Below are 17767 nucleotides of genomic sequence, written 5' to 3'. Positions count from 1 at the left end.
GATACCCGGAGAAGTGACGTGAACGTTCTGTCGGACAACTTCGCGATGTTCCGCGAAGGTTTCATCGGCACCGTGGAACTAACGGTGCTCAGCGCGCTGCTCGCCCTGGTGCTGGGCACCCTCGTCGCGGCGTTCCGCGTCTCTCCGGTGCCCGCGCTGCGCGTCTTCGGCACCACGTGGGTGACGCTGCTGCGCAACACCCCGCTGGTGCTGCTCTTCCTCGCCGTCACCCTGGGGCTGCCGGCGCTGGGGCTGAAGGGCTGGGACTCCTTCTGGCTCGCCGTGCTCGCCCTGGGCTGCTACACCTCGGCGTTCATCTGCGAGGCCCTCCGGTCGGGGATCAACACCGTGCCGGTGGGCCAGGCGGAGGCCGCCCGGTCGATCGGGATGACGTTCGGGCAGACGCTGGTCCAGATAGTGCTGCCGCAGGCCGCCCGCACCTCGATACCGCCCATCGGCAGCCTGCTGATCGCCCTGGCCAAGAACACGGCCATCGCCTCGGGCTTCAACGTCACCGAGCTCGGCTCGGTGCAGAAGACGCTCAACGCCGCGTCGGGCTACAACATTTACGTGATCTTCCTTTGGATCGCGATCTGCTACATCATCATCACCTTCACCATCAGCGGCCTGTTCCGGCTGCTGGAGAACCGACTGGCGGTGGCCCGATGAGCGGCAGCGTCCTCTACGACGTCCCCGGCCCCCGGGGCCGGGCCCGCAACCGCCTCTACGGCGCCCTGTCCGCCCTCGCGATCGCCGGGCTGATCGGCTTCGTGATCTACCGGCTGGACGCCACCGGGCAGTTCCAGGCCGGACTGTGGGACGACTACGAGTACACCGAGACCCAGCAGCGGATCGTCGACGGCCTGCTGACCACCCTCAAGACCTTCGCGATCGCGGCCGTCCTCTCGCTGGCGCTGGGCACGGTGCTGGCCACCGCGCGGCTCTCCGACCACCGGCCGGTGCGCTGGGCGGCCACGGCGGTGGTGGAGTTCTTCCGGGCCATGCCGCTGCTCATCATGATCTTCCTGCTGTACGCGGCGGTGTTCACCTCCGACCCGATGTGGGCCCTGGTGATCGGGCTGACGCTGTACAACGGCTCGGTCCAGGCGGAGATCTTCCGCTCCGGGATCAACGCCGTGCCCCGGGGACAGAGCGAGGCGGCGTACGCGATCGGGCTGCGCAAGACCCAGGTGATGACGGCCGTGCTGGTGCCCCAGGCCGTCCGCTCGATGCTGCCGTCGATCATCAGCCAGCTCGTGGTGACCCTCAAGGACACCTCGCTCGGCTTCATCATCCTCTACGAGGAACTGCTGTTCGTCGGCAAGGCCTTCGCCCAGCAGACCCCGCCCGTGAACGGCGTCTACGCCTTCATCCCGATGGTCATCGTCTTCGGCTCGATCTACATCCTGCTGTGCCTGGCGCTGTCCTCCGTCGCCACATGGGTCGAACGGCGCACACAGCGCTCCCGCAAGGGGAAGCCGCCGGCGCTGCCGGCCGCCGGCGTCGTGCCGGGCGCCGAGCCCACGGCGGGCGCCTCCGGCGCGGACGGCGCCGGGACCGGCTGAACGGACGGCTATTGACGCCCCGTCGGTCCCACCGGACCGGCGGGGCGCACGCCTTCGGCGCGCCGTGACGGCGGCTCTGATCACTTGACGCACGCACCGGCAATGGGTTGCATACGTTCTGTGATCGCGCACCGTTTTCCCCCTGCCAGTCCCCGTACGTCCCGTACGCGCCACGCGTACGGCGAGGTCACCGTCCGTTCCGGGGGCGAGGGGGCCGCGCCGTGGACCCGGTGATCGTCGTCGGGGCCGGGCCCGTCGGGCTCACCCTGGCCCTGGCCCTGGCCCGGTACGAGGTGCCCGTCACCGTCCTGGACGAGTCGCCCGGCGAGGCCGGTGCGCCACGGGAGCGCCGCCTGGCCCGTACGGCCGTGCTGCGGCCGGAGACCGCCGCGCTGCTGGAGCGGCTGGGGTGCGTCACCTCGGAGGGCACCCGCTGGTCGGGCTGGCGCACGCTGCGGCGCCGGACGGAAGTGGCGCGGATCCCGTTCGCACCGCCCGGCGGTGCCGGAAAGGCAGCGGAACCCACCGAGTTCGAGGACGCGTTCGAGGCCGGTGAGGGTGCCGAGGAGCGCCCGGGTGACGAGCGGCACGCCGACCCGGCAGCAGAACCGTCTCCGCTGCATCTGCCCCAGCACGCCCTGACGCGCGAACTGCGGGCGGCGCTCGCCGGCGAGGCGGACGTACGGATCGTCCACGACAGCCGTGTGGCCCTCCTCGAACAGGACTCCTCCGGGGTCACCGCGCATACCCGGGGCGAGGGCGGCGGCGACAACGACACGGTGTGGCGGGGCAGTTATCTGATCGGCTGCGACGGCGCCCGATCCGTCGTCCGCAAACTGCTCGGGGCCCGCTTCCCCGGGCGTACGGCCGTGGAGCGGTACGCGGTCGCCGCGCTCCGCGCCGAGCTGCCCTGGCCGGGCGAGGCCGTGCTGCACCGGTCGCCGCCGCGCGGCGGCGAGGTGACGGCCCGTCCGCTGCCCGACGGGGTGTGGCGGCTCGACTGGCCGCTGCCGCCCGACGGCGGACTGGTCACCCCCGACGCGCTGCTCGCCCGCGTCGGCGACTCCCTGGCGGCGTGGTGCGGTGAAGCCCCGGCGTACGAACTGCTGGACACCGGTGTGTACGCCGTGCACCACCGTCTCGCGCGCCGCTGGCGCTGCGGGCGCGCCTTCCTCGCGGGCGACGCCGCGCATCTGCTGGGCGCGCTGGGCACCCAGGGGCTCGACGAAGGGCTGCTGGACGCCGAGAACCTCGCCTGGAAGCTGGCGCTGGCCTGGCATCACGGCGCCTCCGAGGCGCTGCTCGACAGCTATCAGGCCGAGCGCCGGGAGGCCGTCGCCGCCCGGCTGCGCGCCGCCGACCGGATGCTGCCCGCCGTACGCGGCGAGGGCGGCTGGCGGACGGTGCGGCGCACGCTCGTGCCGGGCGCCGCGCGCTCCCATGACGCGCTGCTGACGGAAGGCCACTTGGGGCGTGGACTGCTGGGCGCGCCGGCCGTCCACTCCCGTACGCCCCTCCTGCCGGCCGCGCCCCCGCGGGCTCGGTGCTGGTGGGCACGGCCGTGGGGGCGCCGGTCGAGGACGTGCCGGTGACCGCGCCGGACGGTTCGGAGGCGTGGCTGCGCGACCGGCTGGGCGGCGATCTGCTGGTGGTCCTCGTCGCCCCCGGCACGGGGGTGTGGGAGCGCCGCCACTGGGTGGGCGCGGGTCTCATGCCCGCCCTGGCGGCGGCCGTCTCGGCCCTGCCCATGGCGGCGGAACTGCTCGTCGCCGAGGGGTACCCGGGAGCGGACGCGCACACCGTGCTGGTGGTCCGGCCGGACGGCCGGCTGGTGGCCGCGCTGGCGGGGGTGCGGGCGGCGGAGCTGTACGCGTGCGCGGACGCGGCGCGGGGCGGTGCCGCCGGAGGCACCGGGGGCACCGAGGCACCCCCGGACGAGTCGACTCCCCATGAAGCCACCAGTGAGGCTACGGCCAACCGTTGACCGGCCATGGTCGCCATGGTTGACTCCGGAGCGTGACTGACAGCGGCTCGCGATTCTGGCGGAGGGTCCATCTGGACCTGGTCCGCTACGCGGGCTGTGTCTGTCGTCCGTCCTGCTGATCCGCATTTCCCACCGCGCTGCCCGCACCCCTGTGTGCCGCGCGCGTTCCTTCGCGATCACTCAGGACGGTTCGACTGTGCCCGCTTCCGTACGCACGAACGCTTCGCACGCCGCCTCGCCGGACGCCCTCGGGGCGCCCTCCCAGGCGGATCTCCTGGACTTCGCCGGCCGGACGGCCGCCGACGCCCGTCTCGTCGCCTCGCTCCCGCTCGACCCTCATGGGCGGACCTGGATCCGGCTGGAGGGACCGGGTGGCGGCGAGGCCTGGCTCATCGGCTGGCCGCCGGGCAGTGGCACCGGCTGGCACGACCACGGCGGCTCGCACGGCGCGTTCGCCGTGGCCTCGGGGGACCTGACCGAGCAGTCCCTGGCCGCGCGGCTGCCCACGGAGGGGTGGAAGCTGCTGGAGCTGGCGGACGGCATCGACCGTGAGCGCCTGCTGGCGGACGGGGACGGCCGGGCCTTCGGGCCCCACCACGTCCACCAGGTGCTCAACGCCTCGCGGGAGCGGCACGCCATCTCCGTGCACGCGTACTATCCGCCGCTGCCGATGATGCGCCGGTACAGCCGCAGCGGTCAGGTGCTGCGGCTGGAGGCGGTCGAGTGGGCGCGGGAGTGGTCATGAGGGTGGAGGAGCTGCTGGCCGAGGCGCGCGCACAGCTCGACCGCGTGGGGCCGGCCGAGGCGGCCGCCGTCCTGGCGGACGGCGGCCTGCTGGTGGACATCCGCTACGCGGCGCTGCGGGAGCGCGACGGGACGGTCCCGGGGGCGCTCGTCGTGGAGCGCAACGAGCTCGAGTGGCGGCTCGACCCGGCCTGTGAGCACCGCGCGGCGCGGGTGACGGATCACGGCCTGCGGGTGGTCGTGTTCTGCGACGAGGGGTACGCCTCGTCGCTGGCCGCCGTCTCCCTGCGCCGGCTGGGCCTGGACCGGGCCACCGATCTGGTGGGCGGCTTCCAGGCCTGGCGCGCGGCCGGACTGCCGGTGACGCCGCCCTGACTTCCGGCTCAGGCGTCCGGCAGGTAGTGGTCGAGGAGCTCCGGGTCGTCGCCCTCCTCCTCCAGGGCGCCGCGCACCACGCGCAGGGCGAGCCCCTCGGAGTAGCCCTTGCGGGCCAGCATCCCGGCGAGGCGGCGCAGCCGCTTCTCCCGGTCCAGGCCCCGGGTCGACCGGAGCTTGCGCTGGACGAGCTCACGGGCCGTGCGCTCCTCCTGCTCCGCGTCGAGCTGCCCCACGGCCTCGTCGACGATCGCCGAGTCGACGCCCTTGGTGCGCAGCTCGCGGGCGAGGGCGCGGCGGGCCAGGCCCCGGCCGTGGTGGCGGGACTCGACCCACGCGCCGGCGAACGCGGCGTCGTCGATCAGGCCCACGTCCTCGAACCGGGACAGCACCTCCTCCGCCGCCTCGGCCGGTATGCCGCGCTTGGCCAGGGCGTCGGCGAGCTGTTTGCGGGTGCGCGGGGTTCCGGTGAGCAGGCGCAGGCAGATCGCCCGCGCCTGCTCCTCCGGAGACGGTGGTGCTCCGGCCCCGGCCCTCGACGGGGAAGCGGAGCCACCGCCCGTTCGGTCGTCCGCGCGCGGCTCACGTGGCACGGGCCCGTCGCCGTGCCACGGCTGTGCATCAGACACGACGCGGCTTAGCTCTTGGCCGCGGCCTTCGCCGCCTTACCGGTGGACTTGCCGGCCGGCGCCGGCACCGACTTGGCCGGCTCGCCCGCGGCGGCACCCGCGGCGTCGGCGGCGGGCTCCTCCGCCTGGGCGCCGGGCCGGACGCCCACGCCCAGCTTGTCCTTGATCTTCTTCTCGATCTCGTTGGCGAGGTCGGGGTTGTCCTTGAGGAAGTTGCGGGCGTTCTCCTTGCCCTGGCCGAGCTGGTCGCCCTCGTAGGTGTACCAGGCACCGGCCTTGCGGATGAAGCCGTGCTCCACACCCATGTCGATCAGGCCGCCCTCGCGGCTGATGCCCTGGCCGTAGAGGATGTCGAACTCGGCCTGCTTGAAGGGCGGCGCGACCTTGTTCTTGACGACCTTGCAGCGGGTGCGGTTGCCGACCGCCTCCGTGCCGTCCTTCAGCGTCTCGATGCGGCGGATGTCGATGCGCACCGAGGCGTAGAACTTCAGGGCCCGGCCACCGGTCGTGGTCTCCGGGGAACCGAACATCACGCCGATCTTCTCGCGGAGCTGGTTGATGAAGATCGCGGTGGTCTTGGACTGGTTGAGCGCGCTGGTGATCTTCCGCAGCGCCTGGCTCATCAGACGGGCCTGGAGACCCACGTGCGAGTCGCCCATCTCGCCCTCGATCTCCGCGCGCGGCACCAGGGCGGCCACGGAGTCGATGACGATCAGGTCGAGCGCGCCGGAGCGCACCAGCATGTCGACGATCTCGAGAGCCTGCTCGCCGTTGTCCGGCTGGGACAGGATCAGGTTGTCGATGTCGACGCCGAGCTTTCTGGCGTACTCGGGGTCGAGGGCGTGCTCGGCGTCGACGAAGGCGACGGTGCCGCCGGCCCGCTGGGCGTTGGCCACGGCGTGCAGCGTCAGGGTCGTCTTACCGGAGGACTCCGGTCCGTAGATCTCCACCACGCGGCCGCGCGGCAGGCCGCCGACACCGAGGGCGACGTCGAGAGCGGTCGACCCGGTGGAGATGACCTCGATGGGCTCATTCGGCCGCTCGCCCAGGCGCATGACCGCGCCCTTGCCGAATTGCCGTTCAATCTGCGCGAGCGCGGCGTCGAGCGCCTTCTCGCGGTCGGTTCCTGCCATGGGTTCCACCCGGTTCGCTTGAGTCGATCGCTTCACGTCCACGACGCTAACGCCTGCCACTGACAATGCGCCCGGGCGTCGCTCCGGCCTGTGGATAACTCGCGTCCAGCAGCCCGGGACACCCATGAGAATGTATGTTCGATTTTGGTGTCAAGCGCGCCGCTCCGCGCGCCGGAAACCCCGGAATCAGAGCCTCCGAAAGCCTCCGCGGCCTCGCAGCGCTCGGCGTACGTACCCGGTCAGCGGCGGTCCTCGGGGATCTCCAGCGCCCGGCACACCGCGCGCCAGACGTCCTTGGCGTTCCAGCCGGCGTCCAGCGCCTGGTGCACGGTCCTCCCGCCGAGCTCGGACATCACATGATCGCGAGCGAAGGAGTCGGCGTACGCCGCGCCGAAATAGTCAGCCATTCGCTGCCAGAAGACCGTCAACCGCATGCGCCCAGTATCCCGCCCCTGAGAGTGCAGCCGACCATGAGCCGCTGACCGGCGGCGCTCCGCGCCCTACGGTCTTGTCCATGGCACCGTCCGGAGCATCCGCCACCGCCCGCGCCGAGCGCTTCATCTGGCTGACCGCCCGCGTCCTGGAGCAGCGGAGATTCGCCTTCCACTTCCTGGGTGGGCAGGCCGCCGCCGTCGAGGCCGCCCTCGACGCGTACGCGGGCGACGACGGGGGTTTCGGCCACGCCCTGGAGCCGGATCTGCGCGGCCCCGTGAGCCAGCCGCTGCACACCGCGCACGCCCTGCGTGTGCTCGACGAGATCGGGCGCTGCCGCGACCGGCGGGTGGAGCCCGTGTGCCGCTATCTGACGGCGGTCTCCACCCCCGACGGGGCGCTGCCCGCCCTCCACCCCTCGCTGCGCGGGTATCCGGCGGCCCCCTGGATGCCGCTGGTGGACGATCCGCCCAGCGATCTGCTCGCCACCGGGCCCGTGGTCGGCCTGCTGCACCGCAACGCGGTGTGGCACGCCTGGCTGTTCCGGGCCACCGACTTCTGCTGGGCCGCCGTCGACGCCCTCGGCCGGGGGGCGCGCACCCACCCGTACGAGGTCGAGGCGGCGGTCGCCTTCCTCGACGGGGCGCCCGACCGCGCCCGGGCCCGGGCCGCGGCCGACCGGCTCGGGCGGGCGGTGCGGGAACAGCGGCTGGCCGTGCTGGACCCGGACCGGGCGGCCGACCACCCCCTGCCGGAGGGCTACGCGCCCGGCGAGTACCACTTCCCCCACGACTTCGCGCGCACGCCCGGATCGCTGGCCCGCGCCTGGTTCTCCGACACCGAGATGGCGCGGTCGCTGGACTTCCTCGCCGCGGCCCAGCAGGAGGACGGCGGCTGGCCGGTCCGCTGGCGGGCCTGGGCCCCGGGCACGGTCCTCGAGTGCCGGCCCATGGTGACCCTCGACGCCCTGCTGACCCTGCGCGCGTACGGCCGCCCCGTCTAGCCCCGCGGCCCGCCCCGGCCCCGCCGACCGGGCCCCGGCCTCGGCCCCGAAACCACCCACGAAACCACCCCCGAAACCGCCGCTGACCTGCGCTTCCGGGGCATTGTCAGTGGTGCGGTGCACGATGGGGGGCATGGCGAACGACAAGGCGGCCCCACCCCCGGGGCCGGATCCGGCCTCGGCCCTCGACGCGTTCTCCCCCGCGACCCGCTCGTGGTTCACGGGGGCGTTCTCCGCGCCCACGGCCGCCCAGGCCGGTGCCTGGCGGGCCATCGGCGAGGGCTCGGACGTCCTGGTCGTCGCGCCCACCGGCTCCGGCAAGACGCTGGCCGCCTTCCTCGCCTCCCTCGACCGGCTGGCGAGCAGCCCGCCGCCCGCGGAGCGCCGCAAGCGCTGCCGGGTGCTGTACGTCTCCCCGCTCAAGGCCCTCGCCGTGGACGTCGAGCGGAACCTGCGCAGCCCGCTGACCGGCATCCGTCAGGAGGCCGCCCGGCTGGGGCTGCCCGAGCCGGAGATCCGCGTCGGCATCCGCTCCGGCGACACCCCGGCGGCCGAGCGCCGCGCCCTGGTCAGCCGGCCGCCGGACATTCTGATCACCACACCCGAGTCGCTGTTCCTGATGCTCACCTCCGCCGCGCGGGAGGCGCTGACGGGCGTGGAGACGGTCATCCTCGACGAGGTCCACGCCGTCGCCGGGACGAAGCGGGGCGCGCATCTGGCACTGACCCTGGAGCGCCTCGACGTCCTGCTGGAGCGCCCCGCCCGGCGCATCGGCCTGTCCGCGACCGTGCGCCCGGTGGACGAGGTGGCCCGCTTCCTCTCGCCCCGGCGCAAGGTGGAGATCGTCCAGCCGCCGTCCGGCAAGGAGTTCGACCTGTCGGTGGTCGTGCCCGTCGAGGATCTCGGCGAGCTCGGCGGCTCGCCCGTGCAGGAGGGCGGCGACGGCAAGGAGCGGCCGTCGATCTGGCCGCATGTCGAGGAGCGCATCGCCGATCTCGTCCAGGCCCACCGCTCCACGATCGTCTTCGCCAACTCCCGCCGCCTCGCCGAGCGCCTGTGCAACCGGCTCAACGAGATCGCCCACGAACGGGCCACCGGCGCCCCGCTGCCCGAGCACCACTCCCCCGCCGAGCTGATGGGCGGGTCCGGCCCCGCGAAGGGCGCGCCGCCCGTCCTCGCCCGCGCCCACCACGGCTCGGTCTCCAAGGAGCAGCGCGCGCTGGTCGAGGAGGACCTCAAGGCGGGCCGGCTGCCCGCCGTCGTCGCCACCTCCAGCCTGGAGCTGGGCATCGACATGGGCGCCGTGGACCTCGTCGTGCAGGTCGAGTCCCCGCCGTCGGTGGCCTCCGGGCTCCAGCGGGTGGGCCGCGCGGGCCACCAGGTCGGCGCGGTCTCCACCGGCGTCGTCTTCCCCAAGTACCGGGGCGACCTGGTGCAGGCGGCCGTGGTGACCGAGCGCATGCGACGCGGCGCCATCGAACGCTTGCGCGTCCCGGCCAATCCGCTGGACGTCCTCGCCCAGCAGATCGTCGCCATGGCGGCCATGGACACCTGGGACGTCGAGGAGCTGCTGGCCCTGGTGCGCCGGGCCGCGCCCTTCGCGGCGCTGCCCGAGTCGGCCTACTCCGGCGTTCTCGACATGCTCGCCGGGCGCTATCCGTCCGACGCCTTCGCGGAGTTGCGCCCGCGCCTGGTCTGGGACCGCGTGGCCGGTACGGTCACGGGGCGCCCCGGCGCGCAGCGGCTCGCCGTCACCTCCGGCGGCACCATCCCCGACCGGGGCCTCTTCGGCGTCTTCCTGGCCGGCGCGGACCCCAAGAAGGGCGGCGGCCGGGTCGGGGAGCTCGACGAGGAGATGGTCTACGAGTCCCGCGTCGGCGATGTGTTCACCCTGGGCACGACGTCCTGGCGGATCGAGGACATCACCCGCGACCGCGTCCTCGTCACCCCCGCCCCCGGCACCCCCGGCAGGCTGCCGTTCTGGAAGGGCGACCAGCTGGGCCGCCCGCTCGAACTGGGGCGCGCGCTCGGCGCGTTCCTCCGCGAGATCGGCGGGCTCGCGCCCGACGCCGCCCGCGACCGGCTCACCGCCGCCGGCCTCGACGACTGGGCCGCCGGCAACGTCCTGTCCTACCTTGACGAGCAGCGCCGCGCCTGCGGGCACGTGCCCGACGACCGCACCGTCGTCGTCGAACGGTTCCGCGACGAGCTGGGCGACTGGCGGGTGGTCGTCCACTCCCCCTTCGGCGCCCAGGTCCACGCCCCCTGGGCGCTGGCCCTGGGCGCCCGGCTCGCCGAGCGGTACGGCATGGACACCCAGGTGATGCACGCCGACGACGGCATCGTCCTGCGGCTGCCCGACGCCGACCTGCTCGGCCTGGACCTCCTCGACACCGACCCGGCCCGGCAGGACGGCGCGTACGACGCCGAGCAGTCCCCCCTCGGCGCCGCCGACGTCCTGTTCGACAAGGGCGAGGTCGAGGGGATCGTCACCGACCAGGTGGGCGGCTCGGCCCTGTTCGCCTCCCGCTTCCGCGAGTGCGCCGCCCGCGCCCTGCTGCTGCCGCGCCGCGATCCGGGCAAGCGCACGCCGCTGTGGCAGCAGCGCCAGCGCGCCTCCCAGCTGCTGCAGGTGGCGAGCGAGTTCGGCTCGTTCCCCATCGTCCTGGAGGCCGTCCGCGAATGCCTCCAGGACGTCTTCGACGTCCCCGGCCTGACCGAGCTGATGGGCGACATCGAGGCGCGCCGGGTCCGTCTGGTCGAGGTCACCACCCCCGAGCCGTCCCCGTTCGCCCGCTCGCTGCTCTTCGGCTACGTCGCCCAGTTCCTCTACGAGGGCGACTCCCCGCTGGCGGAACGGCGCGCCGCCGCCCTGTCCCTCGACTCCCGGCTGCTGGCCGAGCTGCTGGGCCAGGCCGAGCTCCGCGAGCTGCTCGACGCCGACGTGCTGACCGAGCTGGAGCGCGAGCTCCAATGGCTGACCGAGGACCGCCGCGCCAAGGACGCCGAAGGCGTCGCCGACCTGCTGCGGCTGCTGGGCCCCCTCACCGACGCCGAGCTGGCCGCGCGCGGCGCCGGGCCGGAGTGGGCCCGGGCGCTGTCCGACGCCCGCCGCGCCCTGCGCGTCCGGATCGCCGGCGAGGACCACTGGGCCGCCGTCGAGGACGCCGGGCGGCTGCGGGACGCGCTGGGCACGGCCCTGCCCGTCGGCGTCCCCGAGGCCTTCACCGAGCCCGTCAAGGACCCGCTGGGCGATCTCCTCGCCCGCTACGCCCGCACCCACGGCCCGTTCACCTCGGCGGAGGCCGCGGCCCGGTTCGGCCTCGGCGTCGCGGTGACCGACGGCGCGCTGCACCGGCTGGCGGCGGCCGGCCGGCTCGTGCAGGGCGAGTTCCACCCCGCCGGCCTGGGCCAGGAGTGGTGCGACGCGGCCGTGCTGCGCCGGCTGCGGCGCCGCTCCCTGGCGGCGCTGCGGCACGAACTGGAGCCCGTGCCGCCCGCCACCCTCGCCGCGTTCCTGCCCACCTGGCAGCACGTCGGCTCCCACAGCCTGCGCGGCGTCGACGGACTGCTGCGCGCCGTCGAGCAGTTGCAGGGCGCCCCGGTGCCCGCGTCGGCGCTGGAGAAGCTCGTCCTGCCCTCCCGGGTGACGGGCTACACCCCCGCCATGCTCGACGAGCTCACGGCGGCGGGCGAGATCGTCTGGGCCGGCGCGGGCGCCCTGCCCGGCAAGGACGGCTGGGTCTCGCTGCTGCTCGCCGACGCGGCCCCCCTGCTCCTCCCGGCCCCGCACCCGCTGGAGCTCTCCCCCCTCCACCAGGCCGTGCTGGACGCCCTCGCCGGTGGCTACGGCCTGTTCTTCCGGCAGATCGCCGAGCAGGTGCGCGCCACGAGCGCGGCGGCGGACGGCACCGACGGCACCGACGCCCGCATCGCCGAGGCCGTCTGGGATCTCGCCTGGTCCGGCAGGCTGACCAATGACACGCTCGCGCCGCTGCGCTCGCTGCTCGGCTCCGGCCGCACGGCCGGCTCCACCGCCCACCGCGCCAAACGGGCCGTCCCGCGCGGCCGTTACGGTTCCGTTCTCGCCCGGACGGGCCCGGGGCTCCGGCCCACCGCCTCGCGCGGCGGTCCTCCTACGGTCGCGGGCCGCTGGGCGCTGCTGCCCGAGCGCGAGCCCGACGTCACCCACCGGGCCCACGCCCTGGCCCGCACCCTGCTCGACCGGCACGGCGTGGTCACCCGAGGAGCCGTCGCCGCCGAAGGGGTGGAGGGCGGTTTCGCCGCGGCCTACCGGGTGCTGTCGGCCTTCGAGGAGACCGGCCAGGCCCGCCGCGGCTATGTCGTCGAGGGCCTGGGCGCGGCACAGTTCGCCATGGACGGCGCGGTCGACCGGCTGCGCGCCGCCAGTACGGCCCGGGAGCGCTCCGGCGCGGCGGCGGGCGCCGCCCCCTGGGACGACCGCCCGGCGGATGCCCGGGACGGCCGGCGCCGGGCGGTCGTCCTCGCCGCCGCCGATCCCGCGAACGCCTACGGCGCCGCGCTGCCCTGGCCCGATCCGCCCGCCGACGCGACCCACAAGCCCGGCCGCAAGGCCGGCGCCCTGGTCGTCCTCGTCGACGGCGCACTGACGCTCTACGTCGAGCGCGGCGGGAAGACCGTCCTGGCCTGGCCCCGGGAGCCCGGCGCGGAGACCGCCGACGACCCCGCCGTGCGCGAGGCGGCCGCGGCCCTCGCCGAGGCGGCGCACGCCGGCGCGCTGGGCACGGTCACCGTCGAGCGCGTCAACGGCACCCCGGCCCTGTCCTCCCCGCTGGGGGCCGTGCTGGAGGCGGCGGGCTTCCACGCCACACCGCGCGGGCTGCGCCTGCGCGCGCCCTGACCCACGTCGCATCATGGGCCGTAGCCCCGAAGGAGGCGCCCCATGCCCGAAGGAGACACCGTCTGGCGCACCGCGCGGGCCCTGCACGGGGCCCTCGCGGGCGAGGCGCTGATCCGCAGCGACCTGCGCGTGCCCCGGCTCGCCACCACCGATCTCACCGGTCGCGAGGTCCTCGAGGTCGTCCCGCGCGGCAAGCACCTGCTCACCCGCGTCGGCGGCGGCCTCACCCTCCACTCCCACCTCGGCATGGACGGCTCCTGGCGCGTCCACGCCACAGGTGAGCGCCCGCGCGGCGGCCCGCAGCACCAGATCCGGGCCGTCCTCGCCACCGCCGACCGCACGGCTGTCGGCTATCGCCTCCCCGTGCTGGACCTGGTGCGCACCACCGACGAGTCCACGCTCGTCGGCCACCTGGGTCCCGATCTCCTCGGCCCCGACTGGGACGCCGACGAAGCCGTCCGCCGGCTGCTCTCGGACCCCGGGCGCACGGTGGGCGAGGCCCTCCTCGACCAGCGCAATCTGGCGGGCGTCGGCAACGTCTACAAGTCCGAGCTGTGCTTCCTGCTGCGGATCACCCCGTGGCTGCCCATGGCGTCCGTGCCCGACCCCGAGCGGCTGGTGGCCCTGGCGAAGAAGCTGCTGGAGGCCAACAAGTCCCGCCTCTCGCGGATCACCACGGGCGACGCCCGCCCGGACCGCGCCCTGTGGGTCTACGGACGGGCCGACCGGCCGTGCCGGCGCTGCGGCACTCCCGTCCTCACGGCCGGCCAGGGGCCGGAGGGCCGGGAGCGGACGACCTACTGGTGCCCCCACTGCCAGACAGGCCCGCCTCCACCCGTCGGCTGATCCCCAGTCCCCGCCCACTCATCCGGACGGGTGAACCGACGGCGCTGGCGCGACCCCACAGCAAAGGGCAGCGGCTCAGTGCCGTGCCCCTCCGCGCCACCACCGCCGCAGCGCCCGCAGCACGGCCCCACCGGCTTCCCCCGCATCCCCGCTGTCCGCCCGGGCCCGGGGCGTGCAGTGCACCGGCAGCAGGCTCAGCCCCCATCCCCCGGCCGCGACCAGCCCCTCCACGAATCCGGCCCGGCCCGGGTGGAGCAGCAGCCGGAGGACGGCCCAGCACCACACCCCGGTCAGGAGGCTTCCCACCACCCAGCCGAGCGGTCCCAGGGGCGGTGGGCGCCCGGGCTCGTCACCCCGGACCATGGCGAGCTTCAGGCGTTCTCGGCCTGGAACATCCAGTGGTGCTTCTCGAGGTCGCCCGTCAGGCCGATGAGGAGGTCCTGGGTGACGGGGTCCGGGTCGGCCGTCGCCTGGACGCGCTCCCGCATCCGCGTGATCACGGCGCCGAGCGCCTCGACGAGGGTCCGTACGGCATCGGTGTCCTTGGTCCAGCCGCTGCCGATCGTGCCGATGCCGCTGGTCTTGGCCACGGTCTCGGCCCGGCCGTCCGGGGAGACGCCGAGCGCAGAGGCCCGTTCGGCGACCGTGTCCGCGTGGATACGGGCGCTGGCCACGACCTCGTCGAGCTGGAGGTGGATGGAGCGGAAGCGCGGGCCGATCACGTTCCAGTGGACCTGCTTGGCGACGAGGGAGAGGTCGACGAGGTCCACGAGCGCGCCCTGGAGGGCGTCTCCGACGGTCTTGCGGTCCGGTTCGGACAGCGGGCTCTTCACCACAGACATCCGCGTTCCTCCTGCTCCACAGGGTGCTGCACAGACTGCTCCAGGGAAGGGTGCGGAGAGTGACCGGATCGCTCCGGTTCCTCCGCTCTCCTCACCATTGCACCAGGGGCCGGGGAAGCCCGCAGAACGCGGAGATCCCGGTCAGATCATCCGACCGGGATCTTTCTGGGAAACGGTTGTCCTCCGGACCGTCTCAGGCCGGGTCAGGCGGCGACCACGTCCACGGCTTCCGCCGGGGCCTTGATGGTCACGCGCTCCCCCGGAACGCCCGTCACGGACGTCACGGACACCGAATTGAACATCGGCCGCATCGGCGCGGGTACCGGCTCGCTCGCCGCCGCCGACTGCGCCAGCTCGGCCAGCGACAGTTCGTCGCTCACCTCGCGCATGACCTCTGACATCCGAACGTCCAGAGCGTCGCAGATTGCGGAGAGAAGCTCGGAGGACGCCTCTTTCTGCCCGCGCTCGACCTCGGAGAGATATCCGAGCGAGACCCGGGCGGACGAGGAGACCTCGCGCAGAGTGCGGCCCTGGCGTTGGCGCTGCCGACGCAGCACGTCACCCAGTAGGCGACGGAGCAGAATCATCGGTGGCTCCCTCCTTGGACCGCGAATCCGGTTCCTTCACGCCCCACCGTACCGCCTCGGGGTGCGGCCGTGCGGGGAGCTATGTCGTGTTCACTCAGGGCTGCAAACATCAATTCCCCCCGTTGTGTTCCGTATCCTTTGCCCCCGCGTTCCCCGCCAGTTCGCGAACGAGCAGCGCGAGGACCGCTCGTACGCTTTCGGCCCGGATGCCCGCCCGGTCGCCGTCCAGGGACAGCTCCCGTACGGCGGCGGTGCCGTCCGGTCCCTCGACGGCCACGAAGACCGTGCCGACGGCCTTGCCGTCCTGCGGCTCGGGCCCGGCCACCCCCGTGGTGGCGAGCCCCCAGTCCGCGCCCAGCACGGCCCGTACGCCGTGCGCCATCTGCCGTGCCACGTCCGCGTCGACGGCGCCGCGCTCCGCGAGCAACGGCCCGTCCACGCCCAGGACGTCGCGCTTGACGTCGGTGGCGTAGGCCGTGACCGAGCCCCGTACCGTGCGGGAGGCGCCCGGCACGGCGGTCAGCTCCGCGGCGACCAGCCCGCCCGTGAGCGACTCGGCGACGGCCAGGCTGTGGCCACGTGCCTCCAGCGCCGCGAGCGCCGCCGCGGCCGGCCCGCCCCCCTGGCCGCTCATCCCGCGGACTCCCGCCGACGCGCGGCCCGCCGCAGCCGGAACGCCTGGCCGATGTACTCGAGGCCGGTGGAGACGGTCAACACCACCGCGACCGCCATCACCCAGAAGCGCAAGGTCGCCAGCGGGCCGACCAGCGGCAGGATGTACATGCCCACGCCCACGCCCTGCGCGAGCGTCTTCATCTTCCCGCCCCGGCTGGCCGGGATGACCCCGAGCCGGATGACCCAGAACCGCATCAGCGTGATGCCGATCTCGCGGAAGAGGATCACGCCCGTCACCCACCAGGGCAGGTCGTCCAGGGCGGAGAGACAGATCAGCGCGGCGCCCATGATCGCCTTGTCGGCGATGGGATCGGCGATCTTGCCGAAGTCGGTGACCAGGTTGTACGTCCGCGCGAGATGACCGTCGAAGAGATCGGTGATCATGGCGATCGCGAACGCCGCCCAGGCGAAGGAGCGCCAGGCCTCGTCATAGCCGCCGTTGTGCATCATCAGCAAGACGAATCCGGGCACCAGGAGCAGCCGCACCATGGTGAGGATGTTGGCGATGTTCCACAACCCGGCGGGCCGGACACCCTTCGCCGGGGCCGGACCTCCTGTGGCGGAGGCCGGGAGTCCGCTCATCTGCCCGCCTCCTCGGTACACCCGCCCTCGATCCCGAGCGGTTCGGCGACGAGGTCCACGCCCTCGCTCGCCACGACCTTCGCCGTGACCATCCGGCCGGGCTCCAGCCGGTGGTCCGTGCCGAGCAGCACCTGGCCGTCGGTCTCCGGCGCCTGGTGGGCCGCCCGGCCGATCACTCCGTCCTCGTCGTCCACGCGGTCGACGAGTACTTCGATCGTCTCACCGATGCGCTCCTCCGCGCGCTGCGCGGTCAGCTCCTCGGCCAGCCGGGAGACCCGCGCCAGCCGCTCGGCGACGATCTCGGGGTCGAGCTTGTTCTCGTATGTGGCGGCCTCGGTGCCGTCCTCGTCGGAGTACCCGAAGACGCCGATGGCGTCCAGTCGGGCCCCCACCAGGAAGCGCTCCAGCTCGGCCACGTCCTCCTCGGTCTCCCCGGGGAAGCCGACGATGAAGTTGGAGCGGGCGCCCGCCTGCGGCGCCTTGCCGCGGATGGTGTCGAGCAGTTCCAGGAAGCGGTCGGTGTCGCCGAAGCGGCGCATGGCCCGCAGCACCTTCGGGGCCGAGTGCTGGAAGGAGAGGTCGAAGTAGGGGGCGACCTTTTCCGTCGAGGTCAGCACGTCGATCAGGCCGGGCCGCATCTCGGCCGGCTGGAGGTAGCTGACCCGGATCCGCTCCAGGCCGTCCAGCGCCGCCAGCTCCGGCAGCAGCGTCTCCAGCAGCCGGATGTCGCCGAGATCCTTGCCGTAGGAGGTGTTGTTCTCGGAGACCAGCATGATCTCCTTCACGCCCTGCTCGGCCAGCCAGCGCGCCTCGCCGAGCACGTCGGAGGGGCGGCGCGAGATGAAGGAGCCGCGGAAGGAGGGGATCGCGCAGAAGGAGCAGCGCCGGTCGCAGCCGGAGGCGAGCTTCACGGAGGCGACGGGGTTGTTGTCCAGCCTGCGGCGCAGCGGGGCGCGCGGCCCGGAGGCCGGGGCCACGCCCTCGGGCAGGTCCTCCGGAGGGGTGTCCTGCGCGTGGCCGGGGAGGGCGACGTTTCCGGAGCCCCCGGCCTCCTGGCGCTCGGCGGGGCTGATCGGCAGCAGCTTGCGGCGGTCGCGCGGGGTGTGGGCGGCGTGGATGCCACCGGAGAGGATGGTCTGGAGCCGGTCGGAGATGTCGGCGTAGTCGTCGAAGCCGAGCACGCCGTCGGCCTCGGGGAGCGCGTCGGCGAGGTCCTTGCCGTAGCGCTCGGCCATGCAGCCGACGGCCACCACGGCCTGGGTGCGGCCGTGCTCCTTGAGGTCGTTGGCCTCCAGGAGGGCGTCGACGGAATCCTTCTTCGCGGCGTCGACGAAGCCGCAGGTGTTGACGACGGCCACATCGGCGTCGGCGGCGTCCTCGACGAGGTCCCAGCCATCCGCCGCCAAGCGGCCTGCCAGCTCCTCCGAGTCCACCTCGTTACGGGCGCAGCCAAGTGTGACAAGAGCGACGGTACGGCGTTCGGGCATA

Annotated in this window: 17 protein-coding genes and 1 pseudogene; 9 read left to right on the top strand and 9 right to left on the bottom strand. The window is 73.9% G+C overall.

Features of this window, described 5'->3' with window-relative positions:
- The first annotated feature begins 18 nt into the window (after positions 1 to 18).
- From EKH77_RS24135 to EKH77_RS24115, 6 genes and pseudogenes are all read left to right on the top strand, one after another.
- Positions 19 to 669 (top strand): amino acid ABC transporter permease, encoded by a 651-nt coding sequence (locus EKH77_RS24135; protein ID WP_126916398.1) that lies wholly within the window; start codon positions 19 to 21, stop codon positions 667 to 669.
- Entirely contained in the window at positions 666 to 1565 is a 900-nt protein-coding gene (locus EKH77_RS24130) for an amino acid ABC transporter permease (protein WP_126916397.1), read from the top strand. The genes EKH77_RS24135 and EKH77_RS24130 overlap by 4 nt, the downstream gene beginning before the upstream one ends.
- Positions 1566 to 1786: 221 nt before the next feature.
- A pseudogene (locus EKH77_RS24125) lies at positions 1787 to 3549 on the top strand (FAD-dependent monooxygenase).
- A 32-nt stretch (positions 3550 to 3581) separates the two neighbouring features.
- Positions 3582 to 3668 carry a putative leader peptide gene (locus EKH77_RS34805; RefSeq protein WP_397612240.1) on the top strand — a complete coding sequence of 29 codons (87 nt, stop codon included), beginning with the start codon at positions 3582 to 3584 and terminating at the stop codon, positions 3666 to 3668.
- 77 nt (positions 3669 to 3745) lie between these two features.
- Positions 3746 to 4294, top strand: a complete 549-nt coding sequence (locus EKH77_RS24120) for a cysteine dioxygenase (protein ID WP_126916396.1) — start codon at positions 3746 to 3748, stop codon at positions 4292 to 4294.
- A complete protein-coding gene (locus EKH77_RS24115) occupies positions 4291 to 4668 on the top strand; it encodes a rhodanese-like domain-containing protein (RefSeq protein ID WP_126916395.1) in 378 nt (125 codons plus the stop codon). The genes EKH77_RS24120 and EKH77_RS24115 overlap by 4 nt, the downstream gene beginning before the upstream one ends.
- Before the next feature lie 8 nt (positions 4669 to 4676).
- Here the strand turns inward: EKH77_RS24115 and recX are convergent, their stop codons facing one another.
- From recX to EKH77_RS24100, 3 genes are all read right to left on the bottom strand, one after another.
- Entirely contained in the window at positions 4677 to 5261 is a 585-nt protein-coding gene (recX, locus tag EKH77_RS24110; protein WP_240667794.1) for a recombination regulator RecX, read from the bottom strand.
- Positions 5262 to 5305: 44 nt separating this feature from the next.
- Entirely contained in the window at positions 5306 to 6430 is a 1125-nt protein-coding gene (gene recA / locus EKH77_RS24105) for a recombinase RecA (RefSeq protein ID WP_126916393.1), read from the bottom strand.
- Between the two features lie 239 nt (positions 6431 to 6669).
- Positions 6670 to 6864: a DUF3046 domain-containing protein gene (locus tag EKH77_RS24100; RefSeq protein WP_086566421.1), complete on the bottom strand. Its 195-nt coding sequence runs from the start codon at positions 6862 to 6864 to the stop codon at positions 6670 to 6672.
- Positions 6865 to 6944: 80 nt separating this feature from the next.
- On the opposite strand from EKH77_RS24100, the gene EKH77_RS24095 reads away from it, so the two are divergent.
- The 3 genes from EKH77_RS24095 to EKH77_RS24085 all read left to right on the top strand — a co-directional run bounded on the left by EKH77_RS24095 (position 6945) and on the right by EKH77_RS24085 (position 13593).
- Positions 6945 to 7865 carry a hypothetical protein gene (locus tag EKH77_RS24095; protein WP_126916392.1) on the top strand — a complete coding sequence of 307 codons (921 nt, stop codon included), beginning with the start codon at positions 6945 to 6947 and terminating at the stop codon, positions 7863 to 7865.
- Between the two features lie 133 nt (positions 7866 to 7998).
- Positions 7999 to 12747, top strand: a complete 4749-nt coding sequence (locus EKH77_RS24090) for an ATP-dependent helicase (protein ID WP_206279911.1) — start codon at positions 7999 to 8001, stop codon at positions 12745 to 12747.
- Positions 12748 to 12789: 42 nt separating this feature from the next.
- Entirely contained in the window at positions 12790 to 13593 is an 804-nt protein-coding gene (locus tag EKH77_RS24085; protein WP_126916390.1) for a DNA-formamidopyrimidine glycosylase family protein, read from the top strand.
- Positions 13594 to 13668: 75 nt separating this feature from the next.
- Here EKH77_RS24085 and EKH77_RS24080 read toward each other — a convergent pair whose 3' ends face one another.
- The 6 genes from EKH77_RS24080 to rimO all read right to left on the bottom strand — a co-directional run bounded on the left by EKH77_RS24080 (position 13669) and on the right by rimO (position 17766).
- Positions 13669 to 13902 (bottom strand): hypothetical protein, encoded by a 234-nt coding sequence (locus tag EKH77_RS24080; RefSeq protein ID WP_126916389.1) that lies wholly within the window; start codon positions 13900 to 13902, stop codon positions 13669 to 13671.
- A gap of 62 nt (positions 13903 to 13964) precedes the next feature.
- Complete coding sequence (locus EKH77_RS24075; RefSeq protein ID WP_126916388.1) at positions 13965 to 14435, bottom strand: Dps family protein; 471 nt, start codon at positions 14433 to 14435, stop codon at positions 13965 to 13967.
- Between the two features lie 203 nt (positions 14436 to 14638).
- On the bottom strand, positions 14639 to 15022 hold the full coding sequence (locus EKH77_RS24070) for a helix-turn-helix domain-containing protein (RefSeq protein ID WP_086566431.1): 384 nt from the start codon (positions 15020 to 15022) through the stop codon (positions 14639 to 14641).
- Positions 15023 to 15131: 109 nt separating this feature from the next.
- A complete protein-coding gene (locus tag EKH77_RS24065) occupies positions 15132 to 15656 on the bottom strand; it encodes a CinA family protein (RefSeq protein ID WP_126916387.1) in 525 nt (174 codons plus the stop codon).
- Positions 15653 to 16279: a CDP-diacylglycerol--glycerol-3-phosphate 3-phosphatidyltransferase gene (gene pgsA / locus EKH77_RS24060; protein ID WP_126916386.1), complete on the bottom strand. Its 627-nt coding sequence runs from the start codon at positions 16277 to 16279 to the stop codon at positions 15653 to 15655. The genes EKH77_RS24065 and pgsA overlap by 4 nt, the downstream gene beginning before the upstream one ends.
- Positions 16276 to 17766 carry a 30S ribosomal protein S12 methylthiotransferase RimO gene (gene rimO, locus EKH77_RS24055; protein WP_126916385.1) on the bottom strand — a complete coding sequence of 497 codons (1491 nt, stop codon included), beginning with the start codon at positions 17764 to 17766 and terminating at the stop codon, positions 16276 to 16278. Before rimO ends, pgsA begins: the two co-directional genes overlap by 4 nt.
- Position 17767 lies beyond the last annotated feature (1 nt).

The organism is Streptomyces luteoverticillatus (genome assembly GCF_003970715.1).
In the GTDB taxonomy this organism is placed as follows: domain Bacteria; phylum Actinomycetota; class Actinomycetes; order Streptomycetales; family Streptomycetaceae; genus Streptomyces; species Streptomyces abikoensis.
Note: the sequence above shows the minus strand (reverse complement) of the source record. Positions and strands in the feature narration are given on the sequence as shown.